This is a genomic window from Pseudonocardia adelaidensis, from assembly GCF_039543345.1.
GTDB lineage: Bacteria > Actinomycetota > Actinomycetes > Mycobacteriales > Pseudonocardiaceae > Pseudonocardia > Pseudonocardia adelaidensis.
In genome coordinates this window covers 189889-205589 of record NZ_BAABJO010000009.1, presented here as the reverse complement: position 1 = coordinate 205589, position 15701 = coordinate 189889, and the positions used below count along the sequence as shown (strand labels likewise).

Annotated in this window: 14 protein-coding genes; 7 read left to right on the top strand and 7 right to left on the bottom strand. The window is 74.5% G+C overall.

Translation table 11 applies throughout. The features are described 5' to 3' along the window. Window positions 1–84 precede the first annotated feature (84 nt). The 3 genes from ABEA81_RS14535 (at window position 85) to ABEA81_RS14525 (ending at window position 3126) form a co-directional block, all read left to right on the top strand. Window positions 85–1395 (top strand): phosphodiester glycosidase family protein, encoded by a 1311-nt coding sequence (locus ABEA81_RS14535; protein ID WP_345605571.1) that lies wholly within the window; start codon window positions 85–87, stop codon window positions 1393–1395. Further along, on the top strand, window positions 1374–1826 hold the full coding sequence (locus ABEA81_RS14530; protein ID WP_345605570.1) for a hypothetical protein: 453 nt from the start codon (window positions 1374–1376) through the stop codon (window positions 1824–1826). Before ABEA81_RS14535 ends, ABEA81_RS14530 begins: the two co-directional genes overlap by 22 nt. A 202-nt stretch (window positions 1827–2028) precedes the next feature. Beyond that, window positions 2029–3126, top strand: a complete 1098-nt coding sequence (locus tag ABEA81_RS14525; RefSeq protein WP_345605569.1) for a hypothetical protein — start codon at window positions 2029–2031, stop codon at window positions 3124–3126. Window positions 3127–3202: 76 nt separating this feature from the next. On the opposite strand, the gene ABEA81_RS14520 is transcribed toward ABEA81_RS14525, so the two are convergent. Beyond that, window positions 3203–4159 carry a LysR family transcriptional regulator gene (locus tag ABEA81_RS14520; protein WP_345605568.1) on the bottom strand — a complete coding sequence of 319 codons (957 nt, stop codon included), beginning with the start codon at window positions 4157–4159 and terminating at the stop codon, window positions 3203–3205. A gap of 51 nt (window positions 4160–4210) precedes the next feature. On the opposite strand from ABEA81_RS14520, the gene ABEA81_RS14515 reads away from it, so the two are divergent. After that, entirely contained in the window at window positions 4211–4396 is a 186-nt protein-coding gene (locus ABEA81_RS14515; RefSeq protein ID WP_345605567.1) for a hypothetical protein, read from the top strand. A gap of 51 nt (window positions 4397–4447) precedes the next feature. Here ABEA81_RS14515 and ABEA81_RS14510 read toward each other — a convergent pair whose 3' ends face one another. From ABEA81_RS14510 to ABEA81_RS14500, 3 genes are read right to left on the bottom strand one after another with little or no spacing between them, the layout of a single operon-like run. Further along, complete coding sequence (locus tag ABEA81_RS14510) at window positions 4448–4882, bottom strand: hypothetical protein (RefSeq protein WP_345605566.1); 435 nt, start codon at window positions 4880–4882, stop codon at window positions 4448–4450. Next, entirely contained in the window at window positions 4879–5901 is a 1023-nt protein-coding gene (gene ku, locus ABEA81_RS14505; RefSeq protein ID WP_345605565.1) for a non-homologous end joining protein Ku, read from the bottom strand. Before ku ends, ABEA81_RS14510 begins: the two co-directional genes overlap by 4 nt. A gap of 28 nt (window positions 5902–5929) precedes the next feature. Further along, a complete protein-coding gene (locus ABEA81_RS14500; protein ID WP_345605564.1) occupies window positions 5930–8554 on the bottom strand; it encodes a PEP/pyruvate-binding domain-containing protein in 2625 nt (874 codons plus the stop codon). A gap of 243 nt (window positions 8555–8797) precedes the next feature. Here ABEA81_RS14500 and hutH point away from each other — a divergent pair, with 243 nt between their 5' ends. Beyond that, window positions 8798–10345 (top strand): histidine ammonia-lyase, encoded by a 1548-nt coding sequence (gene hutH, locus ABEA81_RS14495; protein ID WP_345605562.1) that lies wholly within the window; start codon window positions 8798–8800, stop codon window positions 10343–10345. A gap of 45 nt (window positions 10346–10390) precedes the next feature. On the opposite strand, the gene ABEA81_RS14490 is transcribed toward hutH, so the two are convergent. Further along, window positions 10391–11878, bottom strand: a complete 1488-nt coding sequence (locus ABEA81_RS14490) for an MFS transporter (RefSeq protein ID WP_425570558.1) — start codon at window positions 11876–11878, stop codon at window positions 10391–10393. Window positions 11879–11953: 75 nt separating this feature from the next. Here ABEA81_RS14490 and ABEA81_RS14485 point away from each other — a divergent pair, with 75 nt between their 5' ends. Beyond that, complete coding sequence (locus ABEA81_RS14485) at window positions 11954–12529, top strand: TetR/AcrR family transcriptional regulator (protein WP_345605558.1); 576 nt, start codon at window positions 11954–11956, stop codon at window positions 12527–12529. An 86-nt stretch (window positions 12530–12615) separates the two neighbouring features. Here ABEA81_RS14485 and ABEA81_RS14480 read toward each other — a convergent pair whose 3' ends face one another. After that, complete coding sequence (locus ABEA81_RS14480; protein WP_345605557.1) at window positions 12616–13758, bottom strand: acyl-CoA dehydrogenase family protein; 1143 nt, start codon at window positions 13756–13758, stop codon at window positions 12616–12618. A gap of 58 nt (window positions 13759–13816) precedes the next feature. Here ABEA81_RS14480 and ABEA81_RS14475 point away from each other — a divergent pair, with 58 nt between their 5' ends. After that, on the top strand, window positions 13817–14398 hold the full coding sequence (locus tag ABEA81_RS14475) for a TetR/AcrR family transcriptional regulator (RefSeq protein WP_345605556.1): 582 nt from the start codon (window positions 13817–13819) through the stop codon (window positions 14396–14398). Window positions 14399–14417: 19 nt separating this feature from the next. Here the strand turns inward: ABEA81_RS14475 and ABEA81_RS14470 are convergent, their stop codons facing one another. Then, window positions 14418–15644 carry a PGAP1-like alpha/beta domain-containing protein gene (locus ABEA81_RS14470; protein ID WP_345605555.1) on the bottom strand — a complete coding sequence of 409 codons (1227 nt, stop codon included), beginning with the start codon at window positions 15642–15644 and terminating at the stop codon, window positions 14418–14420. Window positions 15645–15701: the final 57 nt, after the last annotated feature.

The window sequence follows — 15701 nt, the reverse complement described above, 5'->3', positions numbered from 1 at the left end:
AGGGTGAACCGTGCCGTGGCGACCTGCCTCCCGCGCGGCCGGCCGTGATCCCATCCGGACGACGTGGACGGGGGGTGACCAGCGGTGTTGGCAGCGGTTCTCGCCGCGGTGCTGATCTTCAGCACCGGTATCGGTGAGCCGCCGCAGCCCCTCGCCGAACGGGCGCTCGCGGAGCTGGGGGCGCGGACCCAGCTCGCCCCCGGCGTCACCCACCGTGCGCTGCACACCACGGCGGCGGCAGGCGCCGTGCTCGGCGACGTCGTGGAGGTCGACCTCAGCGACCCCACGGTGCACGCCGGCCTGCTGATGCCGGGGGCGATCGCGGCCCGCGGCCCGGTGGCGGAGATGGCGGACCGCGCGGGCGCCGTCGCGGCGATCAACGGCGACTTCTTCGACATCGGGCGCACCAACGCGCCCGCGGGCCCGGCCGTGGCCGACGGCCACCCGCTGAAGGCCGCGGTGCCGCCCGGGCGCCGGATGGGCCCCGTCGTCCCCGGTGCCGAGATCGACTCCGTGTTCACCGTCGGGACCGATCGGGTGGCCCGCATCGACCGCCTGCGGCTGGAGGCCAGGGCGATCGGGCCGTCCACGACGTACGAGGTCGTCGCGCTCAACCAGTACGCCGTGCCGGAGGACGGGATCGGCATCTTCACGCACGAGTGGGGCGACGTGGACCGGGCCCACACCCTGTGCGGCACCGACGCCGACCGCGAGGCGCCGTGCGCGGACGAGCAGGCCGAGGTGCTGGTGCGCGACGGCGTCGTGGTGGCCGCCGGGCGACCCCGTGGCGGCCGGATCCCCGAGGGCGAGCTGGCGCTGACCGGGCGGGAGGACGGGGCGGCCGCGGTGCGGTCGCTGCGGGTCGGGGACCACGTCGACGTCGAGTACGAGCTCGTGCCGCGGAGCGGGCACCCGCCGGAGCTCGCCGTCGGCGGGAGCCCGATCATGTTCGACGGCGACCCGGTGCCCGGTCTCGACGACCACGAGCGCGCCCCCCGCAGCGCGGCCGGGGCGAGCGACGACGGGCGTCGGATGTGGCTCCTGACCCTCGACGGCCGCCAGTCCGACAGCGTCGGGGCAACGCTGCAGGAGCTCGCGCAGCTGCTGCGCGAGCTGGGCGTGGAGGACGCCGTCAACCTCGACGGCGGCGGCTCGTCGACGCTCGTGTTCCGCGACCCCGGCGCGACCGCGGTGACGGTCGTCAACGACCCGTCGGGCCCGTCACCGCGCTTCGTGCCCAATGGGATCGGGATCTACACCGGATCGAGCGAGCTGGCATTCAGGCCCGCCGGGTACTGGTCGTTGACGAGGGGTGGAGGTGAACGAGGGTGTCCATGCGAGCGTCGAGTCGCATCGAGGCGGGCCGTGTCGACGTGGGACGGGCCGTCGGCATGACCTGGCAGCGCGCCCGGACGCATTCGGACGACCGCACGGCGCGGCGCCTGCAGGCGGCTGAGCGGAAAGCCGAGGGGGCTGCCGCCCGCTACCGCGCGCTGAAGGAAGCGGCCGCCGCCCCCACCTCCGGGGACGGGACCTGGCGACCCATGCCCAGCTGGCAGCAGATGCTCCTGCTCGTCGTCGGCGGGGGCATCCTGATGGGGCTGCTCATCATCTGGCTGCTCGCGACGGCCTACCTCGGCCCGGCCTCGCTGCTCGCCCTTCCCGCCGCCGCGGGGCTCGTGGCCGGCTTCATCGCGCTGCGCCGGCGCAGGCCGCGGCCCGCAACCCCGCGACGGCGTCCGCTCGTGGCGGACCTGGTGCGCGCCGCACAGGAGATGCACGAGGCCGAGGCGGCGCTGCAGCGGCTGCGCCAGGAGTGCTCCTGACGGTGGCCCTGGACGAGGGCTGGACACGATGAGTTAGATTCACCCCGCACGAATGCCCCGTTCGGGCCCTGACCCTCACCCGGTCAGGCGTCTTTGCTCCCCGGGAGTGTGCTGGGTGGACACGCACGGTAACGAATCGGCGACGCCGGGCGGTTCTCGGTCCCCGCGTTCGCGCCGGGGCGGAGTCAGCGTCGACGCGCTGATGAGCCGCGAGCCCCGCAGTGCCGCCGCCCGGCCGGCGGGTGCCCACCGGCGGGGGCCCACGCGCGGCATCGCTCCGGCCCCGCTGCTCGCCGCCACCGCCGTGGCCGGCGCCGCCGCGGCCAGCATCTCCTCCGTGGTCGTGCTCTCCACCGGGGGCGCACCGGTCGACCTCGTGCACGGTGACGTGCAGGAGGCCGGGAACATCACCGACGACCGCTCCCCGCGCCTGTTCGCCGCCGAGGCGGGCGACACGGGGGCGAGCGCCGACCACGACGTGACGAACGGCAGCCGCATCGCCGCACTCGCCCGGCTCGCCGCCGGCGCCCCGACCGTGCTCGCCTCCGCCGCGTTCCCGCAAGTGCTGCCGGGCGCCGCGCCGCACGTCGCGAACGTGCCCGTCGCCGCGGCGCCCGTGCCCCTCACGGCCGCACCCGTCGCCGGCGACCCGACGATCGCGCCCCCCACCGACAACCACCCGTCGTCCGGGTCGGACCGGTCCGACGACCGAGGCGGCGACAACTCGGGCGGCGACAACTCGGGCGGCGACCACAACCCCGGCGACCACGACTCCGGCGGGCACCACTCCGGCGGGCACCACTCCGGCGGGGGCAACTCCGACCACGACTCGCACCCGGATCCCACGCCGTCGCCCGACCCCGATCCGCCCACCCAGGACCCCTCCGACCCGCCCACCCACGACCCCGGTGACGACGACCCGAACCAGCCGGGCGACGGCGGCTCGCACGACGGGGGCTCCGGCGACGGGGGCTCCGACGGCGGATCCGACCACGGCGGCGGTTCCGGCGATGGTGGTAGCTCGCACGACGGTGGCGGTTCGAACGGTGGCGGTTCGAACGGTGGCGGTTCGAATGGTGGCGGTTCGAATGGCGGCGGTTCGAATGGTGGCGGTTCGAATGGCGGCGGTTCGAACGACGGCGGCTCGAACGACGGCGGTTCGAGCGACGGTGGCGGTTCGGACCACAGCGGCGGCTCCGGCGGTGGCGGCGGCTCGGACCACGGCGGTTCCGGCGGGGGTGGCTCCGACGGGGGTGGCTCGAACGGAGGCGGCGGCTCGTCCGGAGGGTCGCACGGCTAGCGGCTGCGGGGGTTCAGGAACGTGGCGTTCCTGTCCTCCAGGTTCAGGAACGTGGCTTTCCTGAACCCCTCCGCGCTCAGCTCGCCGTCCGGATCCGGGGCGCGGTCGCGGTCGTCGCGGCGGTCGCCAGCGCGTCGAGGCCGGCCGCGATGTGCGGCTGAGCCCGGCTGCCGCGGCGGGTGCAGGTGAGCAGGCGGCGGTGCGGGGCGGCCGGGCCGGCGAGCGGCACCGCCATCACGGGCAACTCGGCGGGCACGCGCACCAGCCGCGGCTTGAGGCAGATCCCCAGCCCGCAGGCCACCATCGCGGCGACCGCGGGCCAGTCCATGGCCTCGTGCGCGACCTCCGGCGTGAAGCCCGCCGCGGCGCAGGCGGCCGCGCTGATCTCCTGGTGGTCGCACGTCCCGGGCCTCGGCAGGATCCACGCCTCGTGCGCCGCGTCCTCCAGGGTCACCGGGCCCGCGCCCGCCAGCCGGTGGTCGCGCCGCACGAGGAGGTCGAGCGGCTCGTCGAGCAGCGGCTCCTGCTCGAAGCGCGGGTCGTCGAGCGGGGGGCCGCCCTGGTTCGGCAGCGTCACGGCGATGTCGATCTCGCCGGTCAGCAGCTGACCGAAGGCTTCGGAGGTCTCCACCTCCATGATCCGGACGGTGAGCACGGGCTCCCGCGCGCGCAGGTGCTCCACGGCCGGGACGACCAGCGTCCGCAGGCTCGTGGTGAACCCCGCCAGCCGCAGGGTGGGCAGGGCCCGGCCGGCCCCGGCCTGCAGGTCGGCGCGGGCCGCCTCCCACCGGGCGGCGATCTCGTCGGCGTGGCGGAGCAGCGTGAGCGCGGCCGGGGTGAGCCGGACGCGGCGGCCGTCGGGCTCGAGCAGCGGGACGTCGAGATCGTGGGCGAGCTGACGCAGCTGCTGCGAGACGGCCGACGGTGTGAGGTGCAGCGAACCCGCGGCCGCGGTGACCGTGCCGAGCTGGTGGACGACGCGGAGCACGTGCAGGCGGCGCAGGTCCAACATGTAGTCAGATTGTACGGTCACCTGAACGAACGTGAAATGGACCTGACGGGTCGGCTGGGCGATCCTGGATGCATGGAACGCCCATCCCACGACGTCTGCCCGGTGTGCGGGTGGCCCACGGCCGAGCCCTACCAGGTGGTCTCGCGCCACCCCACGTCCGAGGGGACGATCACCTGGAGCCGGTGCGCGTGCGGGCGCCTCCAGGTGCACCGGGGCGACACGCTCGTGCTGCGCTCGCCCCGGCCCGCGCTGCCCTGAGCGGCGCTGCCCTGACCGGCGCTGCCCTGAGCGGCGCTGCCCTGACCGGCGTCAGGCGTCCCGGTCCACCGGCTGGTCGTGGTCGTGGATGTGCGCCTCGCCCGCGTGCTCGCTGTCGAAGTCCACGTGCGGCACGTGGGAGTGCGTCAGCTCCGCGTGGTCGTGCGGGTGGCTGTGCTTGGACGCGAGGTGCTCGAACGTGCCCGCCGTCTCGCTCCAGTTGTGCGTGACGTGCCAGTGCTCGTGGTCGTGCACCACCGCGTCGTGCGTGTGCTGCTCGAACTCGGTTCCCGCCATCTCGCCTCCTCGGTCGGCGTGCGGCAGGGGTGCCCGCTGTCCGGGCCCGGCAACCTCGGCGATCAGCTCGTGCCGCTCGCGCCCGGTGTCGACGCAGGCGGGGTCGGTGCACCCGGGCGTCCCGTCGGCGTCCAGGAGGAGCGTGCCGTGGCAGTGGTCGAGGAGGCGGGCGCAGTCGGGGCAGGTCATGAGGCCTTCCGGCGCCGCTCCTGGGTGGCACCCGACGCTGCGGCGACCGCCTTCTCGAGCTTCGGCCTGCTCATCGAGGAGCGCCCCTTGACGTCGAGCTCGCGGGCCAGCGCCACGAGCTCGCTCTTGCTCAGCTCGGACAGGTCAGGTGCGCCGTCGGTGGCGGGCTTCCCCTTCTTCGCCTTCTCGCCCTTCTTCTGCTCGCCCTTCTTCTGCTGCGACTTCCCGCCACCCCGGGCGTCGGCGACGCTGCGCTCGAGGGCCGCGATGAGATCGGACATCGCCGTCGGCTCCGCGGGTTCGGCCTCGCGCACGACCTCGCGCCCCTTGTGCTTGTCCTCGATGAGCTTCTCGACGCGCTCGGTGTAGGTGTCGCGGAACTCGTCCGGCTTCCACTCCCCGCTCATCGCCTCGATCAGCCCGGTCGCCATGTCCAGCTCCTTACCCTTCTTCGGGGCGCCTTCGGCGCTCGCGCCCCCGGGCAGGTCGAGCGTGGACCGGTCGCGGATCTCGTCGGCGAAGAACAGCGTCTCCAGCGCGAGCGCGTCGCCGTCGGCGCGCAGCGCGGTGAGGTACTCCTTGCCGCGCATCACGAACGTCGCGATGCCGGCCCGGTTCGTGCGCGTCATGGCCTCCCGGAGCAGGGCGTACGGGCGGGCGTACTGCTCGTCGGTCGGGGCGAGCCAGTAGGTCTTCTGGAAGAAGATCGGGTCGATCTCGTCGAGGTCGACGAACGTGGTGATGTCGATCGTGCGGGACCGGCCGGGCGCGATGTCGGCCAGCTCGTCGGGCTCGACGAGCACGTAGTCGCCGCCGCCGACCTCCCGGCCCTTCACGATGTCGGAGTACTCCACCTCCTTCCCGGTCCGCTCGTTGACCCGCTGGTAGCGGATGCGGTCGGAGGTGCCGCGCTCGAACTGGTGGAAGTGGATCGTGTGGTCCTCCGTGGCGCTGAAGAGCCCCACGGGTATGGAGACCAACCCGAAACTGATCGCCCCGGTCCAGATAGCCCGTGCCATGAGAGGGAGGTACCCCCGAGGGCCGGGGTTATGGAGCCGTCGTGCCGATCCGGACCACGCCTGCCGCGCCATCGACCGTGATCTCCTGGCCCGTCGTGATCCGCGTCGCGGCATCCGCGACTCCCACCACCGCCGGGATGCCGTACTCGCGCGCCACCACCGCGCCGTGGGAGTTGGGGCCACCCATCTCCATCACCAGACCGCCTGCGGTCAGGAAGAGCGGGGTCCAGCCGGGGTCGGTGGACGGCGCGACGAGGATCTCGCCGGGCTCGAGGTGGGCGCCGACCGGGTCGAGCACCACCCGGGCCGGGGCGGTGACGGTGCCTGCGGAGGCCGCGGTGCCGACGAGGGCGCCCTCGTCCCCGGCACCGATGTCCCCGGCGCCGCGGCGGGCGACGGCCTCCGGCTCCGTGCCGTCGGACAGCAGCACCCGCGGGACGCGCCTGCGGCGCAGCTCGCGGTCGTATTCGGCGCGGCGGGCCGCGACGGTCTCCCTCGCGTCGGCGCCGGCGAGTGCGGTGCGGGCCTCGGCGAGGTCGAGGAAGAACACGTCGTCCGGACGGTCGAGCAGGCCGCGGGCGGCGAGCTCCGTGCCGACCGCCGTGAGCAGTGCCCTGGCGTGCGCGAAGATCCGGATGAGGTAGTCCTTGTGCTCCTCGCGCAGCCCGGCGAGCCTGCGCACCCGGTCCAGCGCGAACCGCAGGGCGGCGGCGCGCAGCCGCGAACGGGCTCGCACCCGCTCGACGGCGGCGGCGACGGCTGCGTCGGCCGCCTGCGCGCCCCGGGCGAACACGGCATCCGGCGCGAGCGCGGTGTCGTCGAGGCGCAGGTAGTTGGCCAGCACGCCGAGCACGTGCGTGGGGTCCTCCGACCAGCGCGGCATGCCGATGTCGATCTCGGCGACCGCGCGGTGGCCGTCCCGCAGCAGGAACGCCGCCAGGCCGCTCTCCAGCGCGGGCGGCAGCGCGCCGTCGCGGTAGCGCCGGGCCAGGTCGGCCGGCGGGACGGTGCGCAGCACGGCGGCGGAGGCCGGGTCGCGGCGCAGCTTGCGGGCGAGCGCCCACAGCCGCAGGTCCATCTCGGTGGTGCTGTTGTGCGGGAGCGACCGCAGCACGTCGTTCACGACGGCGGCGTCCAGGTCGGGGCCGGCGATCTGCCGGGCGGCGCCGAGCATGACGAAGCCTGCGCCGGCCGCCGGCACCGTCAGGGGCAGCACCGGGAAGGCCTGGCGGAGCACGTGCACCGCGCGCTCGAGCCGCTCGTCGACGGTGAGATCCGGGGGCGTGGATGTGAGCGCGCGCACGCGGTCGCCGACCCGCTCGACGCGCCGCTTCGCGGCGTCGGGCCTGAGCAGCGCCAGCGCCATCAGCACCGGCACCCGGAAGCGGACCAGCGTGCGCAGCAGCCGGCGGAGGAACGGCGCCCACGACGTGGTCGTGAGTGACAGCCGCGGGTCGTCGAGCAGCCCGCGCAGCACGACGGCCGATCGCGCCTCCATGACGTCGAGGACCCGGGGGAGGAGCGCCCTCCCCGGCGCGCTGCACAGGGCGGGCGTGACGTCGACGAAAGCGCGCCCGCCCGCCGTCCGGAAGGGCGGCGGGCCGGCGACGGGGTCGGCGACCGGCACGCCGAACGCGAGCGTGGACACGGTGGCGGCGAGCACCCGGAACCCGGACAGGCCCATCGGCGTGACGGGTCGGGTGAGGCCCTGCGCGAGGCTCGCGCAGAACAGGACCCGCAGGCCCTCGGCGGACGGGGCCGGCAGCGGGTGGAGCGTGGTGATCGGACGGGCCTGCGTGAGCCACGGCTCGCCCTCGGGGTCGAGGGCCCACTCGATGTCCTGGGGTGCGCCGAAGTGCGCCTCGACGCGGCGGCCGAGGTCGGCGAGCGCGACGGCCTCCTCGTCGGTGAGGCACGCCCCGGCCCCGGCCGCGACCGACACGTGTTCCGTGCCGCCGCCGGGCAGCGCGCGTACCTGCACCGCCTTGTCGCCGGGAGTGACGTGGACGCCGTCGGCGTCGACGACGATGTGGTCGGGGTTCACCGCTCCGGACACCACGGCCTCGCCGAGCCCGGGGCTCGCGTCGATCACGGTGCGGTCGCGGGTGCCGGTCACCGGGTCGGCGGTGAACAGCACGCCGGCCACCTGAGCGTCGACCATCCGTTGCACCACCACCGCGATCTGGACGGCAGCGTGGTCGATGCCCTGCGTCTCGCGGTAGCTCACCGCGCGTTCGGTCCACAGGGAGGCCCAGCAGCGGCGCACGGCGTCGAGCACGGCGTCGGCGCCGACCACGTTGAGGTAGGTGTCCTGCTGCCCGGCGAAGCTCGCCCACGGCAGGTCCTCGGCCGTGGCGGAGGAGCGCACGGCCACCGGGACGTCGACGCCCAGCCCCGTGTACGCCGCCCGTACGGCGTCGGCGACCGGCGCCGGCAGCTCCGTACCCGCCAGCGCATCCCGCGCGCGCTGCGGATCGGAGAGGTCGAGGGCAGCCGCCACCCCCGCGTACGCGCCGGTGGTGACCGCGAATCCCGGCGGCACCGGGAAGCCGGCAGCGATCAGCTCCCCGAGGTTCGCAGCCTTGCCGCCCACCCGCGGAAGCGCCTGCGCGTCGAGGGTCTTCAGCCCGACGACGAAGTCCTCGCTGGCCATGGGGGCACGGTAGCCCCGTTCGGGCTGTAACTCAACACTCGATGAATATTGACCGGGAGAACCCGGCGACCGCGGCCCGGGGAGCGCAGACGGGTGCGCGCCTGCGCCGCTGCGCCGCCTGCACGAGCGGATCGGCGCGGGAGGACGCAGCGCGCTTCCAGCCAGCAGGAATTCGCGCAGCGTGATCGGGTTTTCCACTGCTGGCCGCTGGTGGGGGTGGGCCGATGGGTGTCAGATTGTGCGATGCTCGCACAGGCTCCGCTCGTCATCGGCCTCGATCCGCCCACCATGCGGGAGGTCGTCGCGGTCGCCAGGGACGGCGTACCCGTCGCGCTCTCGGCGGAGGCGCTCGCGGAGATCGCCGCGAGCCGCAAGGTGGTCGAGTCGCTCGCCGACGACGCGGAGCCGCACTACGGCGTCTCCACCGGCTTCGGGGCGCTCGCCGTGCGCCACATCCCGGTCGAGCGGCGGGTCCAGCTGCAGCGCAGCCTCGTCCGCTCCCACGCGGCGGGCAACGGCCCCGAGGTCGAGCGCGAGGTGGTCCGCGCGCTCGTGCTGCTGCGCCTCGCCACCCTTGCCACGGGCCGCACGGGGGTGCGCACCGGCACCGCCGTGGCGTACGCCGAGATGCTGTCCGCCGGCATCACACCCGTCGTGCGCGAGTACGGCTCGCTCGGGTGCTCGGGCGACCTCGCCCCGCTGGCGCACTGCGCCCTCGCGCTCATGGGGGAGGGCGAGGTCCGCGACGCGGCCGGGGTGCTGCGCCCCGCCTCCGAGGCGCTCGCCGCGGCCGGGATCGCGCCCGTGGAGCTGGCCGAGAAGGAAGGGCTCGCGCTGATCAACGGCACGAGCGGGATGCTCGGCATGCTGCTACTGGCCTCGGCGGACCTCCACCGGCTGTTCGCGACGGCCGACCTCGCCGCCGCGATGAGCGTCGAGGCGCTGCTGGGCACCGACGCGGTGTTCGCCGCCGACCTGCAGGCGCTGCGCCCGCACCCGGGCCAGGCCGACAGCGCGGCCAACCTGCGCGTGCTCCTCGCCGGGTCGGCGATCATGGCAGGCCATCGCAGAGACGCCACCACCCGCGTGCAGGATGCGTACTCGCTGCGGTGCGCCCCGCAGGTGCACGGCGCCGCCCGCGACACCCTCGCCCACGCCGATGCGGTCGCGGAGCGGGAGCTGGCCGCCGCGGTCGACAACCCGGTCGTCACCACCGACGGGCGGGTGGAGAGCAACGGCAACTTCCACGGCGCACCGCTCGGCTACGTGCTGGACTTCCTCGCCATCGCCGTCGCCGACGTCGCCTCGATCAGCGAGCGGCGCACCGACCGCTTCCTCGACGTGGCCCGCAACCACGGCCTGCCGCCGTTCCTCGCCGACGATCCCGGCGTCGACTCCGGCCACATGATCGCGCAGTACACGCAGGCGGGGATCGTGTCCGAGCTGAAGCGGCTCGCCGCGCCGTCGTCGGTCGACTCGATCCCGTCCAGCGCCATGCAGGAGGACCACGTCTCGATGGGCTGGGCCGCGGCCCGCAAGCTGCGCCGCGCCGTCGACGGGCTCACGAGGGTGGTCGCGATCGAGCTGCTCACCGCCGCCCGGGCGCTCGACCTGCGCGCCCCGTACGCGCCCGCCCCGGCCACCGGCGCGGCCCGCGACCGCCTGCGCGCGGCCGTCGCCGGCCCCGGCCCGGACCGCACGCTCGCCCCGGAGATCGAGGAGGCCGTCCGGCTGGTGGCCTCGGGCGAGCTGCTCGCCGCGGCGGAGTCGGTGACGGGCCCCCTGCGCTGACACAGCCGTGAGTGGATACGAGTGCTGGAGCACTCGTATCCACTCTTACGACCGCCGAAGGCGGGTGGTCACCACCACTGCCGTGATCGCCAGCAGCGCCGCCATGACCGTCGCCGCCGTCGTGAAGCCCGAGGTGAAGGCGCGCTGCGCGTCGGCGATCAGCGCGTCGGCGAGCGCGGCCGGCAGCGCGCCTGCGGCGGCGACCGCGCCGCCGACGGTCTCGGTCGCGTCGGCCGGCAGCTCGCCGGACGTGAACTCGCTGCGGTAGACCGCCGCCGCGATGCTGCCGAGGACGGCGATGCCCAGCGCACCTCCGAGCTCGCTGCCCGCCTCGCTCAGTCCGGCGGCGGCGCCCCCGCGGTGCGGCGGGGCCGCGCCGATGATCAGGTCGATGGCCAGCGGCACGAGCATCCCGGTGCCGAGGGTCGCCACGGAATAGGCGGCCACCATGGTCGCGGGCGAGGTGCCGACATCGACCTGGGCGACCAGGAGGAAGCCGATCGCCGCGACGAGGAGCGCGGCGCCGGCGAGCACCGCGGCGCGCACCCACCGGACGAGCGTCGTGGTCAGGGCGATGCCGATCCCGGTGGCGGCGACCGTGGGCAGCTGCCACAGCGCGGCGGTGAACGGCCGGATCTCCAGCACGACCTGCAGGTACTGCACCGCGAGATAACCCAGCCCCGCGCTGCCGACGATCATCACGACGTAGCCGCCGAACGCGGCGCTGAACCCGCCCCCGCGGAAGAGCCGGACGTCGATCAGCGGATCGGGCAGCCGCAGCTGCCTCCGGACGAACAGCGCACCCAGCGCGAGCCCCGCGAGGACCGCGGGCCACCCGCCAGTCCCCGCGTGCACGAGCTCCTTCACCCCGTGCACGACCAGCAGCACCGCTGCGATCGACAGCAGGGCGCTCACGAGGTCGAACCGGCCACCGTCCGGATCCCGGGATTCCGGCAGGAGCACCGGCCCGAGCACCAGCAGCAGCGCCATGACCGGCAGGTTGATCAGGAAGACCGAGCCCCACCAGAAGTGCTCGAGCAGCAGCCCGCCCGCGATCGGGCCGAGCGCGATCCCGCCGGTGAACGCCCCGGTCCAGACCCCGATCGCGACCCGGCGCTGCGTGGCGTCGGTGAACATGCCGCGCAGCAGCGCGAGGGTCGACGGGGCGAGGGTCGCACCGCCGATGCCGAGCAGTGCCCTCGCCAGGACGAGCAGCTCGGCGGTGGGGGCGTAGGCGGCGAGCACGGAGGCGGCACCGAACGCCGCGGCCCCGATCAGCAACAGCCTGCGACGCCCGATGCGGTCGCCGAGCGCGCCCATCGTCAGCAGGAGGCCGGCCATGAGAAAGCCGTACGCATCCATGATCCACAACAGCTGCGTGCCGGTGGGAGCGAGGTCGGCGGCGAGCCACGGGGCGGCCATGAACAGCACGGAGAGGTCCATCGAGGCCAGCAGTGCCGGGAGCGTGAGCACGGCGAGGCCGATCCACTCCCGGTGCCCGGCGCGGGATTGGGTGCGGGTCACGGGGCGAATGGTACGGACGTCAAGGACGGGCGTCTAGGACAAATGTCTCAGACGTTCGTCCCGACGGTCCACTACCCTGCGCGCATGGGGAATCGGGAGGCGCTCCTGGCCGGGGCGAAGCGCTGCATCGTCGAGAAGGGGTACGCCCACACGACAGCGCGCGACATCGTGGCCGCGTCCGGCACCAACCTGGCGTCCATCGGCTACCACTTCGGCTCCAAGGACGCCCTGCTCGACGCGGCGATCCTCGACTCGTTCGACGACTGGGACGACGACATCGAGGCAGCGCTGCGCGACCATCCCGACGGTCCGGCCGCCGACCGCCTCGCCGCGTTCCTCGACGTCCTCATCGGCAAGGTGCGCACCGACCGCGCGGTGGTGGCGGCGAGCGTGCAGTGGGTGGCACAGGTCGAGTTCTCCACCGCGGTGCGGGAGGAGCTCGCGCGGGCCTACGCCCGCGCGCGGCGGGCGTTCGCGGCGATGCTGCTCGACCTCGCGGAGGGCGAGGTCGACGACGACACGGCCCGCCGCGTCGGCTCCCTCGGGCTGGCACTGGTCAACGGCATCGTTCTCCAGGCCCTCGTCGACGCCGAGGCGGCGCCGTCGGGGCCCGACATCGCTGCGGCGCTCCGCGCGCTGGTCCCGGTGAACGCCCGGTGAGTGGTGCTCGCACACCAACTCCGGTGCTGGCACACCAACTGCAGTTCGTGTGTCGGCGCCACGGTTGGTGTGTGACCGCGCGGTCGTCAGCCCGCCGCCAGCGACCGCGCGATCACCAGCCGCTGGATCTGGTTGGTGCCCTCGAAGATCTGCGTGACCTTGGCCTCGCGCATGTACCGCTCCACCGGGAAGTCGCGCGTGTAGCCGTAGCCGCCGAGCACCTGCACCGCGTCGGTGGTGACCTTCATCGCGGCGTCCGTGGCCACGAGCTTCGCCACGCTCGCCGCCCGCCGGTACTCCCGGCCCGCGTCGCGGCGCCGGGCGGCGTCGAGGTAGGTGGCGCGGGCGGCGTCGACGGCGGCGGCCATGTCGGCGAGCAGGAAGCCGAGGCCCTGGTGGTCGACGATCCGGCGGCCGAACGCGGTGCGCTCGTTCGCGTACGCGGCGGCGGTGTCGAGGGCGGCCTGGGCGAGTCCGGTGGCGACGGCGGCGATGCCCAGGCGCCCGGAGTCGAGGGCGGAGAACGCGATCTGCAGGCCCTGGCCCTCGGTCCCGATCAGGCGGTCGGCGTCGAGCACGGCGCCGTCCCAGTGCGCGGTGGTGGTCGGGATCGCGTGCAGTCCCATCTTCTCCTCGGGCCGGCCGAAGGAGAGCCCATCGACCCGTCCCGGCGCGAGGAAGCAGGACACCCCGCCTGGGCCCGGTGCGGTGCGGGCGAACAGTGCGTAGCAGCCTGCCCGGCCGCCGTGGGTGATCCAGGCCTTGGTGCCGGTGATGCGGTAGCCCTCGGGGCCGCGTTCGGCCTTGCAGGTGAGCGCCGCCGCATCCGAGCCCGCCTGCGGTTCGGACAGGCTGTAGGCGCCCACCACCTCGCCGGCGAGCATGCCGGGCAGCCAGCGCTCCTGCTGCTCCGGCGAGCCGAACGTCGCGAGCGGGTGGCAGGCGAGCCCGTGCACGCTCACCGCGACGGCCACGGCGGCCCAGCGGGCGGCGAGCTCCTCGAGGACCTGCAGGTAGACCTCGTACGGCTGGGCCCCGCCGCCGTGCTCCTCGGGGTAGGGCAGGCCGAGCAGGCCGGCCGTGCCGAGCGTGGCGAAGAGCCCTTCGGGGTAGGTCTCGGCCCGCTCGTGCTCCTCGACGCGCGGGGCGAGCTCCTTGTCGGCGATCTCGCGGGCGAGCGCGAGCAGGTCCTCGGCCTCGGTGGTGGGCAGCAGGCGCTCGACGGCCATGACCGCTCCTCGTATCGGTACTGATGTTGGAACGTCAGTACCGGCTACAATAGCCGATATGGGCGTGGTGCGGCGCGGAGCCGTTCGTCGGGAGGAGCTCTTCGACGCCCTCGTGGCCCTGCTGCTCGCCGAGGGCTTCGCGCACCTGACCCTCGACGACGTCGCCGCCCGCCTGCACTGCTCCAAGCGCACGCTGTACGCGCTGGCCGGCAGCAAGGAGCAGCTGGTCCGCACGGCGGTGGTGCACTTCTTCCGCGGGGCGACCGAGCGGGTCGAGGCCGCCGTCGCCGCGCGGGCCGACCCGGCCGAGCGGGTGGGCGCGTACCTGCACGCCGTCGCCACGGAGCTCGCGCCCGCGTCCGCGCGGTTCTTCGACGACGTCGCGGGCTTCGCCCCGGCCGCAGAGGTGTACGAGCGCAACACCCGGGCCGCCGCGGCCCGCGTGCAGCAGCTCGTGGCCGACGGCGTGGCGGTGGGCGCGTTCCGCGACGTCCACACGGGCTTCGTCGCCGACGTCGTGACGGCGGTGATGGTGCGGATCCAGCAGCGGCAGGTCGCGGCGTCCACCGGCCTGGACGACGCGGAGGCCTACGCGCGCCTGGCGGAGCTGCTCCTGCACGGGCTCGCCGCGTCCCGATGAGGAGGGTGTCGGGAGGCCCTCACGTGCTGAGCCAACCCAGGAGCTGCGCGTAGACCGCGTCGTGGGTGAGCAGGTCGCGATGGTTCAGCCCGCGGATCGTGCACCGGCGGGCCGGGGGCGTCGGCGCCAACGCGCTGGCGGTGGGGATCAGCAGGTCCCCGACCCGGTCGGACAGCGGTCCGGGCGCGCGCCAGGCCGTCGCGGCGAGGTTGCTGTGCTCGACGCCGTCGGGCGGGCGGTAGGGGCGACGAGAGAAGGCGGGCCGCGGGGCATCCGGATCTCGCCCGTGCCACTCCTGGCGGTGGAGGCTTCCGTGCCGCAGGTCCTTGATACCGGCGCTGCGTCCGGCGATCAACGCGGCGATCGGGGCGGACTCGTCGAACTCGCCGAGCACCGCGGTGAGGATGTTCGCCCCCCGTTCCAGCGGTGCGCCGGTGTGCGGGGAACCGAGGCACACCAGGTGACGCGTGCGGCGTGACCAGGCGAGGCCGCGCGCGTACCCCTGGTGGAGCGCGCTGCGGGCGACGAGGCCGCCCATGGAGTGCCCGACCAGCGCGAGTTCCCGCACCGGTACCGGCCACGCGGTGCCGAGCCGCTCGAGCAGGTCGGCGAGATCGGCGCCGTTGTCCGAGATGTGCCGGCCGCTGTTGTAGCGGACGTGAACGCTGCTGCAGCCCAGATCGCGGGTGAGCCGCGCGCCGAAGTCCACGGAGATCGCGGCCGGATCGCCCGCGTGCGCGCGGGCCGGGGTGTTCCACCACTCCTCGGTCTCGATCACCCCGTGCACGAACACCACGACCTTCCCCGCCGCCGCCGGGAAGTGCCGGGCCAACGCCGCGGACTCGGGTTCGACATCCGCGCCGTCGACCCGGATGCGCATCGGGCTCGCCAGCCGCGGGTAGTGGTCGTGCAGCCGGTCGCCGACCACGCCGTTGAGCAGGCCCGCGAGATGGCGGCCGCGTGGTGTGGTCGTGAACGGCCGCGCGGTCCGGGTGCGCTCGACGGAGTCCAGCACGTCCACCACGGCGCCGCCCACGACCGTGATCCCCGCCCACACGAGGCCGTAGACGCTCGCCGTGACGCTCTCCTGCGCGGCGCGGACCGGCGCCGGGAGGAACCTGGCGAACCCCCGGCGGGCGACGGCGCGGTGGACCCGCTTCGTCGTGACCGTGAGGTGGCCGAGGAGATCGCTGACGATCTCGGCCGAGGTGGCGATCTCGCCGCGTTCGCTCGGGATGACGGCCACGGCCTCGCCCCCTCATCGGACGGTTCCCGCCAGTATCCGCTGTTCTCAGCGGCGACG

Bases quoted from the DNA above. Each gene is read 5' to 3' on its own strand.
- ABEA81_RS14515 (WP_345605567.1), top strand. From the start codon at position 4,211: ATGGAACGCCCATCCCACGACGTCTGCCCGGTGTGCGGGTGGCCCACG.
- hutH (WP_345605562.1), top strand. From the start codon at position 8,798: ATGCTCGCACAGGCTCCGCTCGTCATCGGCCTCGATCCGCCCACCATG.
- ABEA81_RS14525 (WP_345605569.1), top strand. From the start codon at position 2,029: ATGAGCCGCGAGCCCCGCAGTGCCGCCGCCCGGCCGGCGGGTGCCCAC.
- ABEA81_RS14500 (WP_345605564.1), bottom strand. From the start codon at position 8,554: ATGGCCAGCGAGGACTTCGTCGTCGGGCTGAAGACCCTCGACGCGCAG.
- ABEA81_RS14475 (WP_345605556.1), top strand. From the start codon at position 13,817: ATGGGCGTGGTGCGGCGCGGAGCCGTTCGTCGGGAGGAGCTCTTCGAC.
- ABEA81_RS14485 (WP_345605558.1), top strand. From the start codon at position 11,954: ATGGGGAATCGGGAGGCGCTCCTGGCCGGGGCGAAGCGCTGCATCGTC.
- ku (WP_345605565.1), bottom strand. From the start codon at position 5,901: ATGGCACGGGCTATCTGGACCGGGGCGATCAGTTTCGGGTTGGTCTCC.
- ABEA81_RS14480 (WP_345605557.1), bottom strand. From the start codon at position 13,758: ATGGCCGTCGAGCGCCTGCTGCCCACCACCGAGGCCGAGGACCTGCTC.
- ABEA81_RS14510 (WP_345605566.1), bottom strand. From the start codon at position 4,882: ATGACCTGCCCCGACTGCGCCCGCCTCCTCGACCACTGCCACGGCACG.